23 protein-coding genes are annotated in these 24677 nt (G+C 41.5%); 9 read left to right on the top strand and 14 right to left on the bottom strand.

Features of this window, described 5'->3' with window-relative positions:
• Positions 1–8: 8 nt before the first annotated feature.
• Both murU and L3Q70_RS02785 read right to left on the bottom strand, forming a co-directional pair.
• Positions 9–674, bottom strand: coding sequence for an N-acetylmuramate alpha-1-phosphate uridylyltransferase MurU (gene murU, locus L3Q70_RS02790; protein WP_193988334.1), 666 nt, complete (start codon positions 672–674; stop codon positions 9–11).
• Positions 671–1672: a phosphotransferase gene (locus L3Q70_RS02785; RefSeq protein ID WP_237114822.1), complete on the bottom strand. Its 1002-nt coding sequence runs from the start codon at positions 1670–1672 to the stop codon at positions 671–673. The genes murU and L3Q70_RS02785 overlap by 4 nt, the downstream gene beginning before the upstream one ends.
• Positions 1673–1775: 103 nt before the next feature.
• Between L3Q70_RS02785 and lptD the strand changes: the two genes are divergently transcribed.
• The 7 genes from lptD (at position 1776) to L3Q70_RS02750 (ending at position 10505) form a co-directional block, all read left to right on the top strand.
• Entirely contained in the window at positions 1776–4022 is a 2247-nt protein-coding gene (lptD, locus tag L3Q70_RS02780) for an LPS assembly protein LptD (protein ID WP_062570090.1), read from the top strand.
• 36 nt (positions 4023–4058) lie between these two features.
• Entirely contained in the window at positions 4059–5351 is a 1293-nt protein-coding gene (gene surA / locus L3Q70_RS02775; protein WP_062570089.1) for a peptidylprolyl isomerase SurA, read from the top strand.
• A gap of 5 nt (positions 5352–5356) precedes the next feature.
• Positions 5357–6349: a 4-hydroxythreonine-4-phosphate dehydrogenase PdxA gene (gene pdxA, locus L3Q70_RS02770; RefSeq protein WP_237114821.1), complete on the top strand. Its 993-nt coding sequence runs from the start codon at positions 5357–5359 to the stop codon at positions 6347–6349.
• The gene (gene rsmA / locus L3Q70_RS02765) at positions 6346–7152 is read left to right on the top strand and encodes a 16S rRNA (adenine(1518)-N(6)/adenine(1519)-N(6))-dimethyltransferase RsmA (protein WP_237114820.1); all 807 of its coding nucleotides are present in this window, start codon (positions 6346–6348) and stop codon (positions 7150–7152) included. The genes pdxA and rsmA overlap by 4 nt, the downstream gene beginning before the upstream one ends.
• Positions 7136–7525 carry a Co2+/Mg2+ efflux protein ApaG gene (gene apaG, locus L3Q70_RS02760; RefSeq protein ID WP_036965974.1) on the top strand — a complete coding sequence of 130 codons (390 nt, stop codon included), beginning with the start codon at positions 7136–7138 and terminating at the stop codon, positions 7523–7525. The genes rsmA and apaG overlap by 17 nt, the downstream gene beginning before the upstream one ends.
• A 6-nt stretch (positions 7526–7531) precedes the next feature.
• Positions 7532–8347, top strand: a complete 816-nt coding sequence (locus L3Q70_RS02755) for a symmetrical bis(5'-nucleosyl)-tetraphosphatase (protein ID WP_237114819.1) — start codon at positions 7532–7534, stop codon at positions 8345–8347.
• Positions 8348–8489: 142 nt separating this feature from the next.
• Positions 8490–10505 carry a methyl-accepting chemotaxis protein gene (locus L3Q70_RS02750; protein WP_062570085.1) on the top strand — a complete coding sequence of 672 codons (2016 nt, stop codon included), beginning with the start codon at positions 8490–8492 and terminating at the stop codon, positions 10503–10505.
• A gap of 383 nt (positions 10506–10888) precedes the next feature.
• Here the strand turns inward: L3Q70_RS02750 and L3Q70_RS02745 are convergent, their stop codons facing one another.
• The 5 genes from L3Q70_RS02745 to rplU form a co-directional block, all read right to left on the bottom strand.
• Entirely contained in the window at positions 10889–11263 is a 375-nt protein-coding gene (locus L3Q70_RS02745; RefSeq protein WP_062570084.1) for a DUF3718 domain-containing protein, read from the bottom strand.
• Positions 11264–11342: 79 nt separating this feature from the next.
• Positions 11343–11834 carry a type 3 dihydrofolate reductase gene (gene folA, locus L3Q70_RS02740; protein WP_062570083.1) on the bottom strand — a complete coding sequence of 164 codons (492 nt, stop codon included), beginning with the start codon at positions 11832–11834 and terminating at the stop codon, positions 11343–11345.
• Positions 11835–11900: 66 nt separating this feature from the next.
• Positions 11901–13052: an Obg family GTPase CgtA gene (gene cgtA / locus L3Q70_RS02735; protein WP_237114818.1), complete on the bottom strand. Its 1152-nt coding sequence runs from the start codon at positions 13050–13052 to the stop codon at positions 11901–11903.
• A 157-nt stretch (positions 13053–13209) separates the two neighbouring features.
• Positions 13210–13467 (bottom strand): 50S ribosomal protein L27, encoded by a 258-nt coding sequence (gene rpmA, locus L3Q70_RS02730; RefSeq protein ID WP_054551015.1) that lies wholly within the window; start codon positions 13465–13467, stop codon positions 13210–13212.
• A 17-nt stretch (positions 13468–13484) separates the two neighbouring features.
• Positions 13485–13796: a 50S ribosomal protein L21 gene (rplU, locus tag L3Q70_RS02725; RefSeq protein WP_036965957.1), complete on the bottom strand. Its 312-nt coding sequence runs from the start codon at positions 13794–13796 to the stop codon at positions 13485–13487.
• A gap of 410 nt (positions 13797–14206) precedes the next feature.
• Here rplU and ispB point away from each other — a divergent pair, with 410 nt between their 5' ends.
• Positions 14207–15178: an octaprenyl diphosphate synthase gene (ispB, locus tag L3Q70_RS02720; RefSeq protein WP_237114817.1), complete on the top strand. Its 972-nt coding sequence runs from the start codon at positions 14207–14209 to the stop codon at positions 15176–15178.
• 95 nt (positions 15179–15273) lie between these two features.
• On the opposite strand, the gene mdh is transcribed toward ispB, so the two are convergent.
• Positions 15274–16209, bottom strand: a complete 936-nt coding sequence (mdh, locus tag L3Q70_RS02715; protein ID WP_062570080.1) for a malate dehydrogenase — start codon at positions 16207–16209, stop codon at positions 15274–15276.
• A 225-nt stretch (positions 16210–16434) separates the two neighbouring features.
• On the opposite strand from mdh, the gene argR reads away from it, so the two are divergent.
• Positions 16435–16902 (top strand): transcriptional regulator ArgR, encoded by a 468-nt coding sequence (gene argR, locus L3Q70_RS02710; protein WP_062570079.1) that lies wholly within the window; start codon positions 16435–16437, stop codon positions 16900–16902.
• Here the strand turns inward: argR and L3Q70_RS02705 are convergent.
• The 6 genes from L3Q70_RS02705 to lpdA all read right to left on the bottom strand — a co-directional run bounded on the left by L3Q70_RS02705 (position 16899) and on the right by lpdA (position 24637).
• A complete protein-coding gene (locus L3Q70_RS02705; protein ID WP_062570078.1) occupies positions 16899–17798 on the bottom strand; it encodes a Dyp-type peroxidase in 900 nt (299 codons plus the stop codon). The genes argR and L3Q70_RS02705 overlap by 4 nt on opposite strands.
• A 62-nt stretch (positions 17799–17860) precedes the next feature.
• Positions 17861–18904 (bottom strand): ABC transporter ATP-binding protein, encoded by a 1044-nt coding sequence (locus L3Q70_RS02700; protein ID WP_237114816.1) that lies wholly within the window; start codon positions 18902–18904, stop codon positions 17861–17863.
• Positions 18901–20535, bottom strand: a complete 1635-nt coding sequence (locus L3Q70_RS02695) for an iron ABC transporter permease (protein ID WP_237114815.1) — start codon at positions 20533–20535, stop codon at positions 18901–18903. The genes L3Q70_RS02700 and L3Q70_RS02695 overlap by 4 nt, the downstream gene beginning before the upstream one ends.
• Positions 20536–20606: 71 nt before the next feature.
• Positions 20607–21611 carry a Fe(3+) ABC transporter substrate-binding protein gene (locus L3Q70_RS02690; protein WP_193988328.1) on the bottom strand — a complete coding sequence of 335 codons (1005 nt, stop codon included), beginning with the start codon at positions 21609–21611 and terminating at the stop codon, positions 20607–20609.
• Between the two features lie 787 nt (positions 21612–22398).
• Positions 22399–23043, bottom strand: a complete 645-nt coding sequence (locus tag L3Q70_RS02685) for a DTW domain-containing protein (protein WP_276529641.1) — start codon at positions 23041–23043, stop codon at positions 22399–22401.
• Between the two features lie 169 nt (positions 23044–23212).
• Entirely contained in the window at positions 23213–24637 is a 1425-nt protein-coding gene (gene lpdA / locus L3Q70_RS02680; RefSeq protein WP_062570074.1) for a dihydrolipoyl dehydrogenase, read from the bottom strand.
• Positions 24638–24677: the final 40 nt, after the last annotated feature.

Here is a 24677-nt window from a genome sequence, read left to right as displayed (position 1 = left end):
ACATCCTCTTAAAAATCTTGAGCAGCTAAGCGCTGATTTAACTCATCGAGCCTAGCTGGTGTGCCAATATCATTCCATTGACCAATATACAGCTCAGTTGACACGCGGTGTTCAGCTAATCTTTCACGTAAAATAGGACCTAACGCAAGCACTCCAGCTTCAAGGTCTTTAAAAAAATCACTATGATATCGGCTAATTCCAGAAAACGTATACTTCTGACTCTCAGGGCTCATGTGGCTCAACGCAAAGTCTCCTGCAGGGTTATGGCTTGGGTTTTCAACCAGTACGACATGCGCCTCACCAGAGTGCAAATGTAGCTGAGTTAATGAGCTGACATCATAATCAGAAAATACATCACCATTTATCACCACAAATTGCTCCCCTAGCAAAGGAAGAGCGTGGATAATTCCCCCTGCGGTTTCAAGTCCGCCTTCGGGCTCTTGACTGTATTGAATATTCACACCAAAAGCAGCTCCATCACCAAAGTGACTTTTTATTTTATCGCCTTGCCACGCAAGATTAATGACAATATCGACAATACCTGCTTGGCGTAAATTATTAATATGGTGCTCAAGTAATGGCTTATTAGCAACCTTAAGCATTGGCTTTGGTAGGTGCTCGGTCAGTGGCATCATCCGCTTGCCACGTCCTGCAGCTAAAATCATAGCTTTCATTTTATCTCTACCGCTAACCGCTTTTCAGTTAAAGGAATAATGATTGTTTCCATCCATTCACTTAATGTTTCAAGCTCAGGGTATTCTTTACTTACGCTACTAATGTATTTAAGGGTGGGCAGTACATTATTCAAATAACCTGACTTACCATCGCGTAATTTTAAGCGGCAAAATATGCCTGCGGCTTTTAAGTGACGTTGCACACCTGTTAAATCAAACCAGCGCTTAAACGCTGAAAATGATACGTCATTGATAAGTTGCTGCGCAATAAACTCGTCATACGCATAGTGTAATAAATAGTCGAGCTCTTTTTCTGGTAACTGAAAATAGCAATCTCTTAATAAAGATACGAGATCGTAGCAAACAGGTCCTTGCACTGCGTCTTGATAATCAATAATCGCCCACTGCTGGCCGGTACGCATAATATTACGGCTGTGAAAGTCACGGTGCACTGTTACTTTAGGTTGTTCAAGGGCATTATTTATTAGTAACTCACATACTCGCTGCCACATGCTTTGCTGCTCATCCAGCATCGTGTAACCAATAAACACATCAACTAACCATTCTTTGAATATGCTTAGTTCAAACTGTAAAAATTCACTATCAAATACTTTCATATGCTGGGCTGGCGGGATTTGAGCCCATTGCGCACTTAATTTTATTAAGTGTTTATAGTGTGAGGTGCGATCATTATCACCAAGTAAATCAGCTAAGTGTGTATTACCTAAGTCACTTAATAAGAAAAACCCTTGCTTCTCGTCTGCTTGAAGAATTTTTGGTAATTTAAAGCCATGCTTAGAAAACACTTTATTAAGTTCAATGTAAGGTGTGTTATCTAATTTATTTGGGTCTGAATCCATGACGATATAGCTATGATCGCCTGTATTTACACGAAAATAGCGGCGAAAACTTGCATCACCAGTAATGGCGGCTAACTGATATTCATCCTCTTTAAAGTGAGGATTTAAAAACTGCTGTAAACTTTTATAACGATTCATTTAGTAAGATATCTATTTTTCACTAAGTCAATTACTGTATTTGCCATTGTTTTCCTTTATTATGTCTAGCTTATATCCAACCAAAGAGCATTAAGGTCATTAAATGAGCAAAACCTGGGGCATAATGATGCTAAGCGTACTTAGCGCACCATCGTTCGCCGAAACTGAACTGACACACAATTTTTGTGGCACTTCAATGCAAACCAGAGCTTGGCAACCGCTCCCAGGCCTTGAACTTAATATGATCGATATCAAATCTGATGATATTGAACTATTGGGCACCCAAAGCGCAGAATTTACCGGCAACGTAGATATTAACACCCTAACGATGAATTTGTCCGCACAAAGTGCACTGATTGACAAACAACGTGGTCTACTTAATGCAACTGGGCCTATCGTCTATCGCGATAAGGTAAGCCAAATTAACAGCTCGGGACTCAATGCTGATTTAAATAACTCAGAGTTAAGCTTACTGGGTGCAGACTATAAGCTCACCGACCAACTTGGTCATGGTGGTGCAGAAAAACTAACGGTTAATCAGTCTGGCCTAAACCTGATGAACGCAAGCTTTACTACCTGCCCTGGTGAAACACCCGTGTGGACAATCGAAGCTGATAAAATTGATCTATCAAGTGATGATGGCTGGGGCGAAACCCATAATACAGTTCTGCGTGTGTTTGATACGCCCGTTTTATACTTACCGTATTTTACGTTCCCGTTAGATGATCGCCGTAAGTCAGGTTTACTCACACCAAACTTCTCAAGCTCAGGCCGTTACGGTATTGAAACCATCACCCCTTATTACTGGAATATAGCGCCAAATTACGATGCGACTATTACCCCACGTTATATGTCCAAACGTGGTTTACAGATGATTGGTGAGTTCCGCTATCTGACTGAACATAACAATGGCTTAGTTGCCGTCGAGTACTTAGATAAAGATGACGAAGAGCCGAATGTTGACTCACGTTATTTATTCCACTGGCAACAACAAAGCTACTTTGGCGAAAATTGGCGTGGTGCAATCGATGTAACTAACGTCAGTGATGATAATTACCTAACAGATTTAAATTCAAGCTACGCAACGCGCACAGATACTCAGCTTTACCGCACAGGTTCTTTGACGCATTTAGGAGAAACGTGGCGCACCAATATCAAATTACAAAGCTTTGAGGTACTGGGAGATCATAAAGATTCATATGCCGCCTTACCGCAAATCAGCTTTTCGCAAACTGATGCCTATGATTTTTATGGTGTCGATTTGACCCTTGATGGTGAATTAAGCTACTTCACCAATGATAATGCTGTGATTGATGAAGCAAGCCGTCTTCACATTGAGCCCAAAGCAAGCTTAGGCTATCAAGAATATGCATGGTCATTCTTATCTGAGGTCAGTTTACTGCATACAGAATATAACCAGCATGGTGATTTGAGCGGAACTAATTTTGATGAAAAAGTCACGCGTACCCTGCCAAAAGTCCGTTTATACAGCCAACTAAACTTTGAACGTGAAACCGCTTTTTTCTTTAAAGACGGTATACAAACTCTAGAGCCACAGATTCAGTATTTGTATACACCAAATAAAGATCAATCAAATATTGGCCTGTACGACACCACTAAATTACAAGATGACTTTTTTGGGTTGTTTCGAGATCGTCGCTTTTCAGGTATCGATCGTATTGCAACAGCGAACCAGTTTACACTCGGTGCAACAACGCGTTTATTTAGTAACGATAATGAAGAAGTCTTTAATTTTAGTGCCGGTCAAATATTCTATTTAAGCGACGAAGCAAAACCAACATCTCAAGGATTAGGCACAGATACCAATTACAATGCCTTGTTTGCAGCGCAAACCATGTTACATTGGCACCGTCGCTGGTATTTGTCTGGTGGTATTCAATATGACACCGACGGTAAAGAAATCATCCAATCTAATGTCACCTTAGATTATAAAGGTGATGATAAACAGCTTGTACAATTGAACCATCGCTATGCAAATGATGTCTCAGGCAATACAATCGAACAAGTTGGTTTATTTACGAGTATTCCACTAACAAGAGATTGGCAATTTGTTGGTAGCTACCACCGCGATTTAGAAAGTGGTCGTAGTATTGAAGTTTTCACCGGTCTTCAGTATGAATCGTGCTGTTGGGCGTTTCAAATTACAGGCCGTCGCCAAATCGAAACTGATTTGAATCAAGCGATAGGCCAAGAACAAGCTACTTTTGATACCAGTATTGGTTTTAATATTGTATTAAAAGGACTTGGAAGTAAAAGCCGTTATGATGCGCAAAAATTATTACAACAAGGTATTTTTGGCTATCGTAGACCGTATTTTCTTAATAACTAGTACCGCAGTACTATTAGCAAGAGTATTAGAAAAAATATGAATTTTAAAAAATTATTTGCATCTGCATTATTAACAGTTGGCCTATGCCAAAGCGTTTTCGCCAAGCCTGTCGAAATTGACAAAGTGGTTGGTGTAGTTAACCAAGGCGTAATCTTACAAAGTGAAGTCGACACGATTATTAATCGTGTTAAAGCGCAAGCAGCAGAACAAGGTCAAGAGCTTCCTTCTGATGACACCCTGCGTATTCAAGCAATTGAGCGTTTAGTAAACCAAGCGCTTATGATGCAACTTGCCGAGCGTATGGGTCTTGAGATTTCTGATTCACAACTTGATCAGACCCTCGAAAACATGGCGCGTGAGCAAGGCGGTAGCATCGCTGATTTACGTCGCACGATAGAAGCGTCAGGTGAAAGTTTCCCTGCGTATCGCGAAGAAATCCGTAAAGAAATAACAACCCAGCAAGTGATGCGTGCCAATGTCGATCGCCGAATTTATATTAGCCCACAAGAAATCGATAACCTTTTAAAAATCATGGAAACTCAGGGTAAAAATGCCGAAGAGTATGACATCGGTCATATCTTGATTGATATCCCAAGTGATGCAACACCTGATGAAATTGCGAGCGCAAAAACTCGCGCAGATAAAGTCATCGAGTTCTTAGAAGATGGTAAAGAGTTCAAACGTATTGCAATTTCATCATCAAGTGGCTCAAAAGCACTTGAAGGTGGTCAACTAGGCTGGATGAGCATCAATGAAATGCCCTCTCTTTTTGCTGAGGCAGTAAAAGGCCATAAAAAAGATGATATTGTTGGCCCACTTCGCTCAGGCGCAGGCTTTCATATTATTAAAGTTCAAGACGTACGTGGACGCCAAGTTGTTGAAACAACAGAAGTACGCTCTCGCCATATTCTTATTAAGCCTTCAATCATCTTAAGTGAAGAGAAAGCCCGTGATATGCTAAAAGGCTTCGCAAAAGAGCTACGTGAAGGCAAAGCTGACTTTGCAGAGCTTGCAAAAGAATACTCTGAAGACCCAGGTTCAGCATTAAAAGGTGGCGAGTACGATTGGACTGACCCTAGTACCTATGTACCTGAGTTTAAAAACACTCTTCTTTCATTAGAAAAAGATGAAATCAGTGAACCATTTAGAACTCAGTTCGGCTGGCACATTGTACAACTTCTGGGCAAACGCGTAGCAGACAAAACAGAACTGGCAAAACGCAACCGTGCTCACCAATTACTGTTTAACCGTAAATTTAAAGAAGAAAGCTTCAACTGGCAGCAAGAAATGCGTGAACAAGCCCATGTTGATATCTTTCCGGCAGAATAAGCGTCATGACAATTAGAGTAGCAATAACCCCAGGTGAGCCTGCCGGCATAGGCCCAGATTTACTAATAAAACTAGCTCAACATCAATGGGATGCTCAACTGGTTGTGATCGCTGATGGCGCGCTATTAAAAGAGCGCGCTAAGCAACTAGGATTATCAATCGACCTGATTAAGTTTGATGAGAATCAAGCACCTACAACGACTCCTGCAGGGAGTGTTTATTTACATCAAGTTGATCTTGGTGAAGAGGTTGAAGTTGGCGTGTTAAATGATGCCAACGGACAGTATGTCTTAGACACATTACGTATTGCCAGCGAAAAAAACATGGATGGCACCTTTGCTGCTGTAGTCACTGGCCCCGTGCATAAAGGTATTATCAATAAAGCGGGTATCTCATTTAGTGGTCACACTGAGTATTTTGCTCAGCAATCAAACACCGCCGATGTTGTTATGCTATTAGCCACTGAGGGCTTACGTGTTGCGCTTGTTACCACTCATATACCACTGGCTTATGTTTCACGAGCAATTACGGTAGAACGTCTGAGCAAGGTTGCCACAATTTTAAACCATGATTTACAAACCAAGTTTGGAATCGAAAAGCCACGTATCTTAGTATGCGGTTTAAACCCGCATGCAGGTGAAGATGGCCACCTAGGCCGTGAAGAAATCGAAACGATAACACCAACACTTGAGCTTTTAAATAATCAAGGTATGAACTTAATAGGGCCATTACCCGCCGATACCCTTTTCCAAGATAAATATTTATCTCAGGCAGACGCGGTACTCGCAATGTATCACGATCAGGGATTACCTGTGCTAAAATACAAAGGTTTCGGCAATTCAGTTAACATCACCCTTGGATTGCCATTTATTCGCACATCAGTCGATCATGGTACAGCTCTCGATCTCGCTGGAACTGGTACAGCTGATGTGGGTAGTTTTGAATTAGCAATCCGCGAAGCGATTAAGCTCGCCCATGAAAAAGCACAAAATCAATGACAGATAAAGTACATTTAGGACATCGCGCCCGTAAGCGTTTTGGTCAAAACTTTTTAAATGATGACATGATCATCGACAAAATAGTCACGGCTATTGATCCTAAACCTGAAGACAATTTAGTAGAAATCGGCCCAGGCCTTGGGGCTATTACTGAGCCTGTGGCTGAGCTAAGTGGCCATTTAACTGTTGTTGAACTAGATAAAGATCTAGCCGAGCGTTTAACCAGTCATCCTTTTTTAGGACCTAAGTTAACTGTGCATCAAGGTGATGCTATGAAGTTCGACTTCAGTGCTTTGATAAAAGCAGATGAAAAGCTAAAAATATTTGGTAACTTGCCATACAACGTCTCAACACCGCTACTCTTTCATCTATTTGAATTTGCAGACAATGTTGAACATATGCACTTCATGCTACAAAAAGAAGTCGTGAAGCGCATGGTAGCAGGCCCTGGTAGCAAAGCATTTGGTCGTTTAAGTGTGATGACCCAGTACTATTGCCACGCGATGCCAGTGATTAATGTTCCGCCAGAGTGCTTTAAGCCTGCGCCTAAAGTTGACTCAGCGGTCATCCGTTTAATCCCTAAAAAGCCTGAGCAACGTAGTGCAAAAAGTACCAAACTATTAAACACGGTCTGTTTAGAAGCATTTAATCAACGCCGTAAAACATTACGTAACAGTTTATCAAACCTACTTACAGCTGAGGAGCTCACAAGTATTGGCATTGATATCACGCTTCGTGCAGAAAGCCTGTCTTTACAACAATTTATTGATATAGCTAATTGGATTTATGACAACAAGCAGTAATCTGGGTTCACCTATAAAAGTCTCTGTGGAGACCTTTTATGTTGAAGGGCAATCAGAACCTGAACAGGATAAATACGTTTTTGCCTACTCTATCACTATTAAAAATCACAGTTTGTGCAGCGCTAAGCTATTGAGCCGTTATTGGTTAATAACGGATGCTAATGGTAAAGAAGTTGAAGTACAGGGCGAAGGTGTTGTTGGTGAAACACCAACCATTGCCCCTGGCGAAAGTTACAAATACACCAGTGGTGCTGTGCTCGATACACCTGTTGGCACAATGCAAGGCTATTATACAATGCGCAATGAATTCGGCACTGAATTTGAAGCCCCCATTGACGTGTTTCGTCTAGCTCGCCCTAATATACTGCATTAAGTAACAATGGCCGACTACGCAATTGGTGATCTACAAGGCTGCTATTTTGAATTTAACAGGCTCCTCGAGCGTGTTAACTTTAATCCTAGCCAAGATCACCTCTACTTAGTCGGTGATATTGTCGCCAGAGGCCCTAATTCTCTTGCTTGCCTTGAACGGCTCTATAATATGCAAGGCAGTGTCAGTATCAGTTTAGGCAATCATGACCTGCACCTCATTGCCTGTCACTATCTAAATAAACCGGCAAACCCAAAAGATAAACTCGGCCCTGTTTTTGACAGCCCTAAACGTGCTGACTATATCCAGTTTCTTCAGCATCAACCTCTTGCAATTTGGCTTGCACAGTACGACACTTTTATCAGCCACGCTGGCTTAAATCCAAACTGGTCCATTAAAAAAGCATTAAAGCGCGCTCGCTTTGCAGAAAGTTGCTATCAAGGTAGTGATGCCAATCATTACTTCACTCATATGTACGACCCCCACCCTAATGAGTGGCAATTAACTTTAAGCAACGAAGCCAAGTTTCGCTATATTGTTAACTACTTTACACGTATGCGCTTTGTCGATATTGATGGCAAGCTTGAGTTAAATAATAAAACCAATGTTAGTGACAATAGCTCAATAATACCTTGGTTTGAACACCCAAACATTTCACAATTAAAACAACACGTTGTTTTTGGCCACTGGGCTGCTCTTGAAGGGAAAACCAATAAAGAAAATGTGCATGGACTTGATACAGGTTGCGTTTGGGGTGGGAGCATGACACTCATGGAACTCGCACAAAAGAAGCATTTTATCGAAAGTTCCCACTCTTTCATCTAAAATAAACTGAAAATTAGCTGAACATCTGTTAGATTTATAACAATTAAAGTAAATTTAAATTAAAGCTAATTAAATTTAAATACTTAACTTATTGGTAACTCTGCCGATAAATTTGGATTAGTACTCTTTTGTGGAATTATTTATGAACTTGACCGTTAGACAGCGTATTTGGGGTGGCTTCATTGTCATTACGTTACTCCTGCTATTTATTGGTGGTAACTCATTGATCAGAATTACCAGTATTGATCAATCAACACAGCGAGTGAACCAACTATCGTTGCCTGCTTTAGACAAAAGTTATGAATTACAGGTCGAGTTCATTTTAATGAGTAAATCTGCTCAAGCGAGCTTTTATTCAGCTTCTCAAGATGAGCTTGCAAGCTTACGCAAAAACTTTAATGAGCAGAAAAAGCGCTACGATAGCTCATATAAAGATTTACAAGATGTTGTTAGTAACGATCCTGAACTTAAGCAAAGCAGCCAGCAAGTTGAGCAAACCTACAAACGCTTTGTTAAATCTGTCGATAACTTATTTGCCGATAAGAAAACCCAATTAGAACTTAACAAAACCCTTCGCACTCAATTAGAAGAGATTGAGATCAGTGCTGAAGACGCCAACTCAGTCGTGCTTGATATTATTGACATCGATGGACTTGAAGAAAACAACTCACGCGCTTATCAAGCAGCCAATAGCATGGAAAATAATTTTCAGTCTGTGGTAACAAATAGTACCGATATGCTAACGGTTAAAACCCACAACACCCTCGATATCATAAAAAATGAGCAAACATACTACCTTGAAGAAGTTGAGCGTAGTTTAGGTTTAATTCGCCCTGCTATTATTGATAGCAATGCGGGTTTATTTAATGATCTGAACGGCTACTACGAAGCACTAGCTAAAAATGTAAAAGGAAATAACAGCTTATCTGCAAATAAAAAGCGTTTGATTGATGCTATTGCACAAACTCAGGCTGAGCTGGCAAATGCAGAAAAATCGACGGCAGAAGCCCTAAAGCAACTTAAAGAGCTTGTAGATCAATCGACAGTGCTTGCTTTCGACTTGCAGCAAGATGTAAGTGGTAATGTATCTACAGCAACTATTTGGACTTGGATTGCCATGGTTATCGCAACTTTACTTGCCATTGCTGTTGCAGCGATTACCGTTAGTCGTATCACTAAGCCACTTGCTGAAGTAAACCGAGTACTCGATATTGTTGCAAGTGGCGATATGACCCAACGTTTAGATGACACTGCCAAAGATGAGTTTGGTGAGTTATCGCGAAGCTGTAATACACTAATCGAAAGCTTGCGTACGCTTATTCAAGGCATTATCTCTCGTTCAACTCAGCTTGCTGCGGCATCTGAAGAGACTTCAGCAATCACTGAAGAATCTAGCCAAGCCATCCGTAACCAACAAGCTCAGGTTGAACAGGCAGCCACCGCAACCACTGAAATGAGCAGCACCTCACAAGCTGTAAGCAGCAGTGCACAGCAGGCGTTGAGTGAAATTAAAAACGCAGATAAAGAAGCGGATCGTGTTAAAGGTATCTCATCGCAAAACAAAGCAACTATTGAACAGCTTGCTCGTGAGGTGGATGATGCATCGCAAGTTATCAATAAGCTTCATAAAGACAGCGCGTCGATTGGCGGTATCTTAGATGTAATTCGTGGTATTGCAGAACAAACTAACCTGCTTGCACTGAATGCCGCTATTGAAGCAGCACGTGCTGGTGAACAAGGTCGAGGCTTTGCGGTTGTAGCAGACGAAGTACGCTCTCTAGCAAGTAAAACACAAGAGTCTACGCAAGAGATTCAAGCTATGATTGAATCGCTTCAGGTTGGCGCTGAAGCTGCTGTATCAGCTATGTCGAAAGGTAAGCAACAAGCTGAATCATGTGTTGAGCAATCAGATCAGGCCAATACAGCTCTTGATTCAATCACTGCAGCCGTTGCACAAGCACATAATGTCAGTGAGGAAATATCGACAGCGGCACACGAGCAACAGCAAGTATCACAAGAAATTAGCGAACGCTTAGAGTCAATCGTTGCAATCGCAGAGCAAACAGCAGAAGGGGCTAACCAGACCAACATCTCAAGCTCTGAAGTCGCTAAGCTTGCCGAGGAGCTTCGCTTATCTGTTGACGCGTTTAAAGTGTAGATTGCGACTGACAATTTAGATTACTAAAAACCGTGTTTGCCATAGCAAATACGGTTTTTTTATAAGTAAAATCAGGAATATTTGATAAATGTCTCGCGAACAGCAATGATACCAATTCGCTTAATTAAGTGGTTTGTTTTGAGGCAATAAAACCTCATTGATAACAAGGCAAAATTTCGTTATTAAGTTGTTTTCGGCAATTGCTCCTGCATTGCTCTACCTTCTGCATCCATGCCGTGTCGTAAATAAGAACTTTTTAACGCAGGTAGCGCAGGTTTAATCCCTCAAAATGATTGAGTATTATTGCGGATTGATATCACTCAGGCACAAAAAAACCGCAACATGTGCGGTTTTTCAAACGCTTGCTTTTAAGACTTTTGGAATTAAAGTCCTGCGCGCTCTTTAATAACTGCAATAAGAGGCGAGCCACTATGATTAGATTCAGCCCAAGCAAGGTCTGCACCGTCTTCTAAAGAGCTTTTAGAAAGGTTTTTAACAATGTATTCGCCGGTATCATTTGCACCGCTTTCAATCGCGTGGCGAAGCATATTGTTACCATTACACTTTACAGAATCAATGATGTTACGAATTTTAATACGTGAACTTTTTAATTTACCACGTAAACGGCTTTTGTCGTCCGCAGCAATATACTCACAAATAGAAACAGCTAGTTGATCATTAGCTTTAACGGGTGCAGTGTACGCAACTGAAGCCGAAACAACCGCCGCAGCTAGTAACATATTTGGTAGCTTTATCATATTTTGCCCTTATGTAATACTTTTTACTTACCAAGATTGACTATTATTGTACCAATCAATCTGATTCATCGCAATAATGTTACGAATTTTTATACAAGGTAACAAAGGTATATGAATAAGGATTTTTGTTATCTGGTTGCTTCTGCTCTTGCTCTACAATTGTCCAATCAGCAACATTTTCGTAATCTGGGAACTGTGTATCACCTTCTACATCCAAATCGATGAAGGTTAAATATAGGCGTTCAGCTTGAGCAAGAAATTGCTGATAGATATTTCCACCACCAATGATCATCACTTCATCTTCTTCTTTTACAAGGGCTAGCGCCGCTTCTGGCGAAGTCACAACCTCAATGCCTTCAGCTTTATATTGCGCATTACGGCTAATAATAATATTTTGACGCCCTGGTAAAGGTCGGCCAATAGATTCAAATGTTTTACGGCCCATAATAACAGGTTTAGCCATTGTTACTTGCTTAAAGTGTTGTAAGTCAGCAGGTAAATGCCATGGCATTTGATTATCTTGGCCAATAATACGGTTATTTGCCATTGCAGCAATCATTGAAATTTTCACATTAAATCCTAATACTTTTTTCTTAATAACAAAAAAGGAGCAAAAGCTCCTTTTTTATTTAAAATTTTAACGTTCGTAAATGACTTCAACGTCGTAGTCATCTTCGTCCCAATCATCCCAATCGTCATCATCTTTCGATGTTGCTTTTTGATGATAAGTATCCCACTTAAATTCAACTTCTTCTTTTTCTTCTTCAGCAAACTTCTCTTTTGGCATGCTATCCAATAGCGCCATAATGTCATGGCACAAGGCTTGCGTATTTTGCTTATTTGCTGCTGAAATTTGATACACGTTTGTCTCTTCGCCTATCTCCTCAGCAATTTGCTTACATAAAGCCTCAGCCTCATCTTCTGGTAGTAGATCAATCTTATTAAATACTAACCAGCGAGGTTTCTCAGCAAGCTTAGGGCTGTATTGGTGTAGCTCATTAATGATAGCAAAGGCATTATCGACAGGGTTCGAACCATCAATAGGCATCACATCAATAATATGTAAAAGTACGCGACAACGCTCTAGATGCTTTAAGAAACGAATGCCTAAACCTGCACCGTCTGATGCGCCTTCAATTAAGCCTGGGATATCAGCAATAACGAATGACTTATTAGCATCAGGACGAACCACGCCTAAGTTTGGTACCAATGTAGTAAACGGATAATCAGCCACTTTCGGTTTGGCTGCAGATACGCTGCGAATGAACGTTGACTTGCCTGCATTTGGTAAACCCAGTAAACCAACATCTGCAAGTAACATTAGCTCTAAACGTAAACTACGAACCTCACCTGGTGTGCCCAATGTTTTCTGACGAGGAGCACGGTTTGTGCTCGATTTAAAGCGTGCATTCCCTAAGCCATGGAAACCACCTTTAGCAACAACCGTTTTTTGACCGTGTTGAGTAAGGTCACCTAGTGACTCTTCAGTATCAACATCCGTAATACGTGTGCCAACCGGCACCTTTAACACAAGGTCTGCACCTTTTTTACCCGTCATATTACGGCTTTGACCATTTGTGCCACGCTCTGCTTTATGAAAACGCTCAAATTGATAATCAATAAGTGTGTTTAAGTTTTCATCAGCTTGTAGATAGACACTGCCACCATCGCCGCCATCACCGCCGTCAGGACCGCCATCCGGCACATATTTTTCACGTCGGAAAGATACGACACCGCTGCCGCCATCACCCGCGTCACAACGAATTTCTACTTCATCTACAAACTTCATGATTACTCACTTTAAGATTGGCTTATTAATAACTCTATTATACACCTAATTATATAGCTAAGCATCTTCGTACAGTGCCGAAGATGCTTAGCTATATAATCGAGTGCCTTAAAACAAAAAACCCCGCAAAGGCGGGGTTTTTCAAATATCGAGATGATTACTCAGCTACGATATTTACGTATTTACGGTTTAAAGGACCTTTCTGTTCGAATTGAACTTTACCATCTGCTTTTGCGAAGATAGTGTGGTCTTTACCGATACCTACGTTAGCGCCAGCGTGGAAACGAGTACCACGTTGACGAACAATGATGCTGCCCGCTAGAACTGATTCGCCACCAAAACGCTTAACACCTAGGCGTTTGCTTTCTGAATCGCGACCGTTACGAGTACTACCAGCTGCTTTTTTATGTGCCATTTCTCAGTACCTCTAAATTAAGCGCTAATGCCAGTGATTTTAACTTCAGTGAACCATTGACGATGGCCCATTTGCTTACGAGAATGCTTACGACGTCTAAATTTAACAATCTTCACTTTCTCACCGCGACCGTGTGAAACAACCTCAGCTGTCACTTTACCACCGTTTACGAACGGTACACCGATCTCGATTTTCTCACCATCAGCAACTAAAAGTACTGAATCAAATTCAACTGCTGCACCAGTTTCAACGTCTAATTTCTCAAGACGAATTGTTTGACCTTCAGTCACACGGTGCTGTTTACCACCACTTTGGAAAACCGCGTACATAATTAACTCCGTCTGTGCGCCCTCAAATCGACGCAACTAAAATATTCTTCAATAGGGCGCGAAGTTTACGCTAATGCGCAAAAACTAGCAAGCCTCTTTTTCGATAAAATGAATAAAAAATAGCTGCATTGAGAGCAATTCAATATTTTCCCTTATTTTATCCTAAAAACGCCTCTTGCCAAGCGCTTTTTACGATCTTGTGACAATTAAATTTCAGTCACAAAACCGAGTCACCGAGGTAGTAATACCGATTACTTATTAAACAAGGTGATAAACTTAACTCGACAAATTTAGCTCTAAATAAAAAACTTTAAGGTGTTTTTTTGGTGAATCGTCACAAAATATCGAGCAAGTGCGATTTTTGATGTACAATCAGCCCCGTATACCCATAAAAATCGGCTCGGAGATCAATGGATATAAAAGCTATCCAGACGTTAATCGAAAGTGAAATGAATGACGTCAATCAACTTATACACGCCCAAATGCGCTCAGATGTCGCATTGGTAAACCAACTTGGCTTATATATAGTAAACAGCGGCGGCAAACGTGTACGCCCTATGTTAGCTATTTTAGCGGCAAAAGCATTAGGCTATGAGGGTAAAGATCACATTACGCTTGCCACCATCATAGAGTTTATTCATACCGCAACCTTACTACATGATGATGTAGTAGATGAGTCTAACCTACGCCGAGGAACACCCACGGCTAATGCCGAGTTTGGTAATGCAGCGAGCGTATTAGTAGGCGACTTTATCTATACTCGTTCATTCCAGTTAATGGTTGGGCTAGGTAAAATGCCTATTATGCAAACACTTGCAGATGCAACGAATGTCATCGCAGAAGGTGAAGTCTTACAATTAATGAACTGTAATGACCCTGACACCACAGAACAAAGCTATATGCAGGTTATTTATAGTAAAACTGCCAAATTATTTGAGGCAGCGACCGGTTTAGCCGCCATTATCACTGAGCAAGATCAACAAACCCTTGATGCCTTAAACTTATACGGCATGCATTTAGGCACCGCCTTCCAGCTTGTTGATGATGTGCTTGATTACAATGCTGATGCCACGCAACTTGGTAAGAATATTGGTGATGATTTAGCTGAAGGTAAACCTACCCTACCGCTAATCTACGCAATGCAAAAAGGCACACCAGAGCAAGTTAAGCTAGTACGCGAAGCCATTGAGCTTGGTAATGGTATGGACCACTTAGAGAGCATTCTAACGGCATTAGCTGATACTAAAGCCCTTGAGTTTGCGATGCAAAAAGCAGAACAAGAAGCCGACAAAGCGATTGCTTGTATTGCTTTTTTACCAGATACACCGTACAAGCAAGCACTTGAGAGTTTAGCCCGCATCGCCGTTGCGCGGGATCATTAAACCCAATTTATTCGAGCCACAAAAAAGCCTGCAATTGCAGGCTTTTTTATTATTGAGGACATCGACTAGAGAATACCCCCATTTTCATCTGGGTATTAGCCGTTGATGAAATCAACACCTTCTTGGATGTCTTTGTTAAGTGTCGCTAACATATCGTTTTTAGCTTGCTCTTCGAATGCACTTAATTCACCGTAAGAAAGGATTTCTTCAACACCGTTTTTACCTAAACGTACTGGGTGTGCGAAGTATGCCGCGTCACCGTTCTCAACTGCAACGTATGCGTAATCAACAACGTCTTCACCTTGTAAGCCTTTAACTAAAGACATACAAAAACGCGCTGCGGCTGCACCCATTGAAAGCGTCGCTGAACCGCCACCCGCTTTAGCGTTAACAACTTCAGTACCTGCATTTTGGATACGTGGTGTTAATGCTGCAACTTCTTCGTCAGTGAAAGTAACACCTTCAACTTGAGAAAGAAGAGGAAGAATAGTCGTACCTGAGTGACCACCGATCACTGGAACTTTAACGTCTGTAGCGCTTAAACCTTTAAGTTCAGCAACAAATGCTTCTGAACGGATCACGTCAAGTGTTGTGATACCGAATACACGATTCGCATCGTAAGTGCCCGCTTTTTTGAATACTTCAGCAACGATTGGCACAGTGCCGTTAACTGGGTTAGTGATGATACCTACTAACGCTTTAGGGCAGTTTCTTACGATGCCTTCAGCTAATGTTTTGATGATACCTGCGTTTACGTTGAAAAGGTCCGCACGGTCCATACCCGGCTTACGTGGCATACCCGCTGGGATAAGAACGATATCACAACCAGCTAATGCTGCATCTAGGTCGTCAGCACCAAAGCCTTCAACTTTAACGTCTGTTGGGATGTGAGAAAGATCAACCGCTACACCAGGAACAACAGGGGCAACATCGTATAACGATAATTCAGAACCTGCAGGTAAACTTGTTTTTAATAATAAAGACAATGCTTGGCCGATACCGCCAGCTGCGCCTAAAACAGCAACTTTCATTGGAATTCTCCGTAATTTGAGGTAGGAAATACTTGTGGCCCTAAAGATAATGAAATTAGCGACTAAAAACAAATTTATCCTGCTTATTTCGCATATAATTTCGACCATAGTTGTAAACTATGTTGTAAAGTGCCTTCATTTAGCCGACAAATTCAAACAAATACTGCATAAGTATGCATAATTGTGTAGAATTACTTCACATTTTATGAATAAAGATACGACAGCATGCAACCTCAAGATAAACAAGAAGCACTAATCAAAGCGTTTAAATCGTTATTAAAAGAAGAAAACTTCGGCTCACAAGGTGAAATTGTAGATGCATTAAAAGAGCAAGGCTTTGATAACATCAGCCAGAGTAAAGTCTCGCGCATGTTGAGTAAATTTGGTGCGGTACGTACTCGTAACGCGAAACAAGAAATGGTGTATTGCTTACCGGCCGAAATGGGCGTACCAACGGCGAAAAGCCCGTTGCGTCAGCTTGTTATCGACATTATGCATAACGAAATGATGATCATTATTCGCACCAGTCCAGGGGCTGCGCAGCTTATTGCACGTTTACTTGATTCATTAGGTAAAGCAGACGGTGTGCTAGGAACCATTGCAGGTGACGATACTATTTTTATCGCCCCTGCAAAAGTGTCTGAAATTGATGTTACGCTTGAGCGTGTTCGCACCTTATTCGATACTGTTTAAAGTTGCTTTAGAAAATTCACTGACGGGGCGAAAAATGCCGAACCCATATCAGCTTGTGTAAAATCAAGCCAATGATCATAATGCTCGCCCTGCCCTAAACGACTTTTCAGTACGTGTTCAAATGAGTCACCTTGTGCGGCACACGACACCATGAGTATGCCCTGTTTGTGAACGTCGCCAAATGGCATACTCTGATTGAGTAATAGCGGCAGACCATGCTCATCTTTGAGCTCTGATCTCACTGCATGGCTCGTTTCAATTGCCGGCACAACTAAGGTATTATCAAGGCGAGTACGCCCCATTATTTGCTCTTGCTCTGATAAAGACAAGTACTGCCACACCGTTAGATCGTGGACAAACCGCTGCACATGAATATAACTACCTTGATCTTCAAAATGCCCTGGTTTATTGACTAGTGCCGTACTGCGTTTTTGTCTACCGTGAGGTGTGTCGCCGGCGTAGATAAAACCATTAAAATCTCGCCCATCCAAAAAGCGAAAGTTACGAACTTGCTCCACTAGCTCAACATCCGGTGTAAACAATTTTAAAATTTGCAGGGCAAATAAATGATTGACGTCTTCACGGTCAGAGCGAATTTGCACAAATAAATCGAACGGTTGTGCGCTTACAACATGTTCACTGTGTGTGACATTTGGAAAGCTTTGTAATTGACTTGGAATAAACTCAGGCAATATATGCGGCCAATATTGCGCCCCAACAGCAACAACACAAGACAGCATAGCCTCAGAGAACTGATCAGAAAATTCGTCTTGTATTACATTTACACGCTTTAGTTTTTTTCGTAATGACTCATCGTGGCCATCATAGACGTTAAAAAACAGGTGCAAACCATGTAAGTTTGCTTCAGCACAAATCCCAGATTGCGCTTGCGCCATAGTGAATCCTTAGCTATTCATTATCAGGCACACAATCAACAATTTAGGATTTCACATCATGTTTAATCTCGAAAAAAATTGACCGTGTGCGGCATTATTTTTATTTTTACTGGCTGTTCGACCGAGAAAACGTGGTCTTGCTCTGCGGCCACTTCGAGCTCCTGCCCTGCAATATTAATACGGTACACATAACGCGTGCCGATAAAACGTCTTTGCAAAATAGTTAAGCCTTGAGCATCGCCATTTTCTGCTTTACACAACTGGATATGATGAGGGCGCACATAAATTTGACCTTGTACGCAATCATGGTTACCTGCATTGGTTGACGATACAACCCCGAACACCGTCTCATATTCAGTTGCGGTTAATGCTTTTGCCGTTAAGTATATGCCCGTACCAAGAAACTCTGCAACCACCTTTGAGTTAGGTTGGCTAAATAACTGCTCAGCAGAGCCTTGTTGGGCTATTTTTCCACCATGCATAACAGCAAGTGTATCAGCAAAGGCAAACGCCTCTTCTTTTGAATGGGTAACAAATACCGCAGAAACTTTTTGCGCTTTGATAATCCGACGAATATCGGCAATTAGCTCAAACCTTACTTGGGTATCAATATTTGAAAATGGCTCATCAAGAAGTAACAAACTTGGTTTATAAGCAAGTGCACGGGCAATCGCGACTCGTTGCTGTTGGCCACCTGAGAGCTGGTGAGGATATCGCTTGGCACAACCATCAAGCTTAACTAAAGTGAGCATCTCGTTCACTCGCTGACGTTTTTGCTCTTTACTCATCGTGTTGAGACCAAACGCAATATTGTCACTCACTGTAAGATGAGGAAATAACGCATAATCTTGAAACATCATGCCGATATTGCGCTTTTGGGGTGCAACAAAAACCCCATTATCGTTCACAATATTAGAATCGATACTCATGTAGCCTTGCTCAGGCTGCAAAATTCCCGCGATTGCTTTTAGGGTTGTGGTTTTGCCACAGCCACTGGCCCCTAATAAACACACTATTTCGTCTTGCTTCACATTGAGGCTTAACCCACTCAAAACCTTAGTGCCATTGTACTGATAAGCTAAGTCTTTAATTACTAAATGGCTCATGAGTGATGTTGCTCCATCGAACGATTAACGAAATACAAAGGAATAAGCCCCACTAAAACAATCAATAACGCTGAAATTGAGGCAAGCTCCAACTGCTCATCACTAACATACTGAAACACATGGGTTGCCAGTGTTTCAAAGTTAAATGGCCTTAATAATAATGCGGCGGGCAGCTCTTTCATGCATTCAATAAAGACTAACAAACCTGCGGTAAGAATGCCGCGTTTTAACAAGGGTAAATGAACTTTACGCAAAGTTTGCAATGGCCCCTTCCCCATTGATTGGCTTGCCATATCTAACGACGGGCTTATACGTAAGAAGCTGCTTTCAAGTGCCCCATGCGCAATCGCATAAAACCGCACAACATAAGCAAATATCATCGCAAATAAAGTGCCACTCAAAAGTAACCCAGGCGATAAGCCAAAAGGCTCAAGCCAGTTATTTAATGCATCATCTAATTGAGTTAGAGGCAACAATACCGCGATGGCTAGCACGGTTCCAGGCAGAGCATAGCCAGTACTTGCTAAACGGCCTGGGATCAAAGGGTAAGCGTGTTTAGCAATCCGCTGATAAAACAAGACCAGTAAGCTCAGTAAAATGGTTACTAGGCTCACCACAATCGCTACTTTAAAACTTTGCCAAGCGTAACTAAAAAATGCTCCATTCCATGCTTCATCGGCATACACAACGGCGTATTTAACTAACACTCCAACCGGCAAGATAAAAGCCAGTACCAGTACGACTGTGCAAGCTAAGCTTGCAGCCCATGCAGTACCGCCTTTTAAGCGATAAAGTGTTGCGCTATTAACACTAGATTGGCGCTCATACACGGCTTGATTGCGACGGCTAAAGCGCTCAACCATGATAGTTAAAAATAAAATGAGCAGCATAATACCCGAAATTTTCGCTGCAGCGGTTAAAGAGTAATAACCAAGCCACGTATCGTAAACAGCGGTCGTGAGTGTGCTCACGGCAAAGTAGTTAACTGTAGCAAAGTCGGCCATCGCTTCCATACTGATCAAGGTAATACCCGCGACAATCGCACCGCGTCCAAGCGGTAAGCTCACCCTTAAAAAGCTTTGTATTGGCGAAAGCCCCATAAGCTGACTTGCTTGTACTAATTTAAACGACTGCTCTCGAAGTGCCGTTTTGAAAATCAGAAATAAATAAGGATAAAGCACCAACGCAATCATCACGATCGCCCCAGTTAAAGTGCGAATATCAAAAAACCAGTAGTCATCCGGTGATTGCCAACCAAACCACTCTCTTAAGGCTATTTGCACAGGTCCCGCATAATCAAGTAGGTCAGTGTAAACATAAGCAATTAAATAGGTGGGCATTGCTAAGGGCAGCATTAACGCCCACTCAAACTGTTTTCGCCCAGGAAAGTCACAATAAGCCGTTAACCAAGCTAGCGGCAACGCAATAACACAACTTAAAAGCCCCACTCCTAAAATGAGCAATAACGTATTACGGGTATAATCCCACAGCACCGTATCGAAAAGGTGCTGAAATACATCCGAATCCCCTTGTAGAGATTCAAATAACAAAAAACCTAAAGGTGTAACAAGCAGCAGGCCAATTAGCCAAGCTAAAAGCTGCCAACGCGACAGCGAAAACTTCACATGCATAAGTGGATTAATACCAGATAAAATAAAAGCTGTTAAAAAACAGCTTTTATAAAATACGAGGAATATCCTCGTTATAAATCAAACTTCACTTCATCAATTAGCTTCAGTGCCGCTGGACGATATTTACTAATTTCATCAAGTGGAAGGCTATCTTCTTTAAACTCACCCCATGATGCAACCATCTCAGATAATTCAACCCCATTTTTTACTGGGTATTCCATATTGACTGAGGCATACATATTTTGTGCCTTATTGTCGGTCATATACTCAATCAGTTTCAAGGCATTTTCAGGGTTTTTGGCGTATTTCGTCATTACCACACCCGATACATTAATATGTGAGCCACGATTAGTTTGGTTAGGAAAGTTAATATGAACGGCTTCTGCCCATGATTTTTGCTGTTCATCTTGCATCATTTTGCCAAAGTAGTAACTGTTACCTAAAGCGATGTCACACAAACCTTCTTTTACAGCTTTTACTTGAGCACGGTCATTACCCTGAGGCTTACGAGCAAGATTCGCCTTTACACCTTCCAGCCACTGCTTTGCTCCTGCCTCTCCATGATGAGCAATCATAGAGGCCACTAAACCTAAATTATAGGGATGTTTACCCGAACGTGTGCATAGCTTACCTTTGTATTTAGGATCAGCAAGGTCTTCATAAGTTAGCTCAGGTAATGCCCCAACACGTTCTTTAGATGAATAAACATTACGAACACGCTTTGTAAGCGCAACCCATTGTCCATCACTATCGCGAAATGTACTTGGCACATTAGCACTGACAACATCGCTTTGAATCTTTTGGGTTAAGTTAAGATCTTCTAACTGAATAAGCGCACTAAAATTTGAAGTGAGCACAAGATCAGCCTTGCTATGCTTTCCCTCACGTTTCACACGCTCGATGAGTCCTTTTTTCGCAAACACGACATTCGTTTTGATCCCTGTTTGCTTAGTAAAATCATCTAAAATAGGTTTAATCAAAAAAGGCTGACGAAACGAATATATATTTACAACATCAGCTGCAAACACAGGTGTGCTTAACAAAGCTGTTAATAATACTAAGGCTTTCTTTCTCATTTTATAGCACCTAAATAATAACGATTCTCAAGTATTTTACCTAGACTGAAGCGAAATTACACCTGTTTTACTCACAATCAAGTTATGCCTATCGCTATTTAGGAATTTACCTGTAAGACATATCTCACCTGCATGACAGTTATTGAGTAAAAAACACAGGTTAACACTGCAAATAAAAAAGCAACCATTTGAAAATAAAGGAATTTATATTTATTGCAATAAAATAACGCTCTATTTATGCATGATTTTAACCTACCAAGGCTTGGCTAACTCTCTATAATTACTTACATCAACTAAGCAAGACGCTTAATGAGTAAACGGAAGAAAATACATTACTCATAAAACCGAGGATTTAGGTTCATAAGGAAATAAAGGAAACAAGGACAGGCTCAGGAAGAGTAACGCAATGGAATGACAACCTACGGACAGCATCAGGATGATGTGGAAAGGCATAACAACAGGATGTTGTTATACAGGACGTTAAAAAGTGGAACAAAGGACAGGCTGTAAGGGCATCGCAACTGAGTTGCTAATAAAAGGATAGCGTTAGGATGACGCGTAAAGGACAGGTAAAGAATTTACCAGCAAGGATGTAAAGGACTAAAAAGGAAGCAAGGCTGGATTGCCTTAAATTGCACAGAACCAATAAGTAAAGTGCAATGGCATGGATTGGCGAAGTTTATGGAGTTGATTAGGTTCAATTGCAGGATGCAAAAAATTAAGAAGATTCCGCAAGCGCGACTAGCGATAGTACGCGCTTTTCTTTTGCCTAAAATTTAGTAAAGAGTTATTGCTCTGGGCGTCCCTTATTTCGCTTACCAAGTAAATACGCATCTCTGAACTTAATAAAATGATCTTCTAGCTTTTGCGTAGCATCCACTTCACCTGCAAGCGCAAGCACCATAATAGCAACCTCTGCTGTACCAAGCTGATGTTCATGTGGGGCAACACGCAGTCGATAATCAGAAAGCTTCTCAGGGGTAATCGAAAGCACGGGCAAATTATCTAAATAAGGACTTTTACGGATCATTTTTTTTGCTTCGCGCCAAGTACCATCTAAGAAGATAAACAATGGGCGCTTGCCATCCACAGGGGTTACTTCGGTGATCACGCGCTCTTCATCATCTACATCACTGGCAGGAAAAATAACCATAGGCTGATATTGTGAGTCTGCCAACAAGCTCAGTAAGGCTTCATCGGGGGTGGTTCTATCCCATTTAAAGGCATGATTATCTGGCACGATTTCAGCAATTAAACGGCCAGTATTTGACGGCTTAAAACTCTCATTGTGATACATAAGTAAGCAGACTGCCGCATTACACTCGGCCTGTTCAACACCTTCACAAATACAATAATGCTCAGCAAGCAGACAGCGCTCACACCGTGTTAGCTTTGCGCCACGAGCTTTAAATTCACGACGCGACTCAGCCATTTGTTTTGCGCGAAGTTCTAAAACGGAGTTATTTGAGATTGTAGCCACTGCATTTACCAGAAAGTTGAACGGCGCGTATTGTAGCTAAAAATAAGGGGAATAGAAATCAGCGATTAAAAAACAAAAACCCAGTCAAAGCTGGGTTTTTAAAGCTATTAGTCAAAAGAACTTACTTCTTTTTAACGGCTTTTTTGTTTGGAAGGTCAGTGATTGAACCTTCGAAGATTTCAGCAGCTAGACCGATTGATTCATTTAACGTTGGGTGAGCGTGAATAGTTAACGCTAGGTCTTCACCGTCTGCGCCCATTTCAACTGCTAAGCCGATTTCACCTAGCATTTCACCTGCGTTGATACCAACCATAGCACCACCGATAACACGACCTGAGTCTTTATCGAAGATTAGCTTAGTTTGACCTTCGGTACGTGCTGAAGCGATAGCACGACCAGATGCTGCCCAAGGGAATACAGCTGTTTCGATGCTTAAGCCTTGCTCTTTCGCTTCTTTCTCAGTTACACCAACCCATGCGATTTCTGGATCTGTGTATGCGATTGAAGGAATGCACTTAGGATCGAAGAAGTGTTTCTGACCAGAAATAACTTCAGCAGCAACGTGAGCTTCGTGAACCGCTTTGTGCGCAAGCATTGGTTGACCAACGATGTCACCGATAGCGAAGATGTGATCAACGTTTGTTTTAAGCTGCTTATCAACATTGATGAAGCCACGCTCATCAACATTAACACCTGCTTTGTCAGCATCAAGTAGTTTACCGTTCGGCGTACGGCCAACAGCAACAAGTACTTTATCGTAACGTACAGGTTCAGCCGGAGCATTTTTACCTTCAAATGTTACATATAAACCGTCGTCTTTTGCTTCAACGCCAGTTACTTTAGTAGATAGCATTACGTTAAACTTGTTCTTAACGTATTTCTGGTAAATCTTGATAACGTCTTTATCAGCTGCTGGAACTAATTGATCAGCAAACTCAACAACGTCGATTTCAGAACCTAGTGCACGGTATACAGTACCCATCTCAAGACCGATGATACCACCACCTAAAACAAGTAGTTTCTCAGGTACATCTTTAAGCTCAAGCGCGCCAGTTGAATCGATTACACGGTCATCTTCAGGGATGAAAGGTAAGTTAACAGGCTGAGAACCCGCTGCAATAATAGCATTATCGAATGTGATAGTTGTTGTACCGTCTTCACCTTCAACAGCAAGTGTGTTGCTACCAGTGAACTTACCGTAGCCACTTACTACTTTCACTTTACGCATTTTAGCCATGCCGTCTAGGCCGCCAGTTAACTGACCAATTACAGACTCTTTCCAATCACGGATTTTATCTAGGTCGATTTCAGGCTTACCAAAAGTAACGCCGTGAGATGACATTTCTGCCGCGTCATCAATCACTTTAGCTACGTGTAAAAGTGCTTTTGAAGGAATACAACCCACATTAAGACAAACACCACCTAATGTGTTGCGAGATTCTACCAATGTAACTTCTAAGCCCAAGTCAGCAGCGCGGAAAGCCGCAGAATAACCACCAGGACCACCGCCTAGTACAACAACTTGAGTTTTTAATTCGTTGCTCATGCTATTACCTTAAATGTTTGAACGGGACACTGCCCTAAGT

Source organism: Pseudoalteromonas sp. CF6-2, from assembly GCF_021729425.1.
In the GTDB taxonomy this organism is placed as follows: Bacteria; Pseudomonadota; Gammaproteobacteria; order Enterobacterales; family Alteromonadaceae; genus Pseudoalteromonas; species Pseudoalteromonas arabiensis.
Note: the sequence above shows the minus strand (reverse complement) of the source record. Positions and strands in the feature narration are given on the sequence as shown.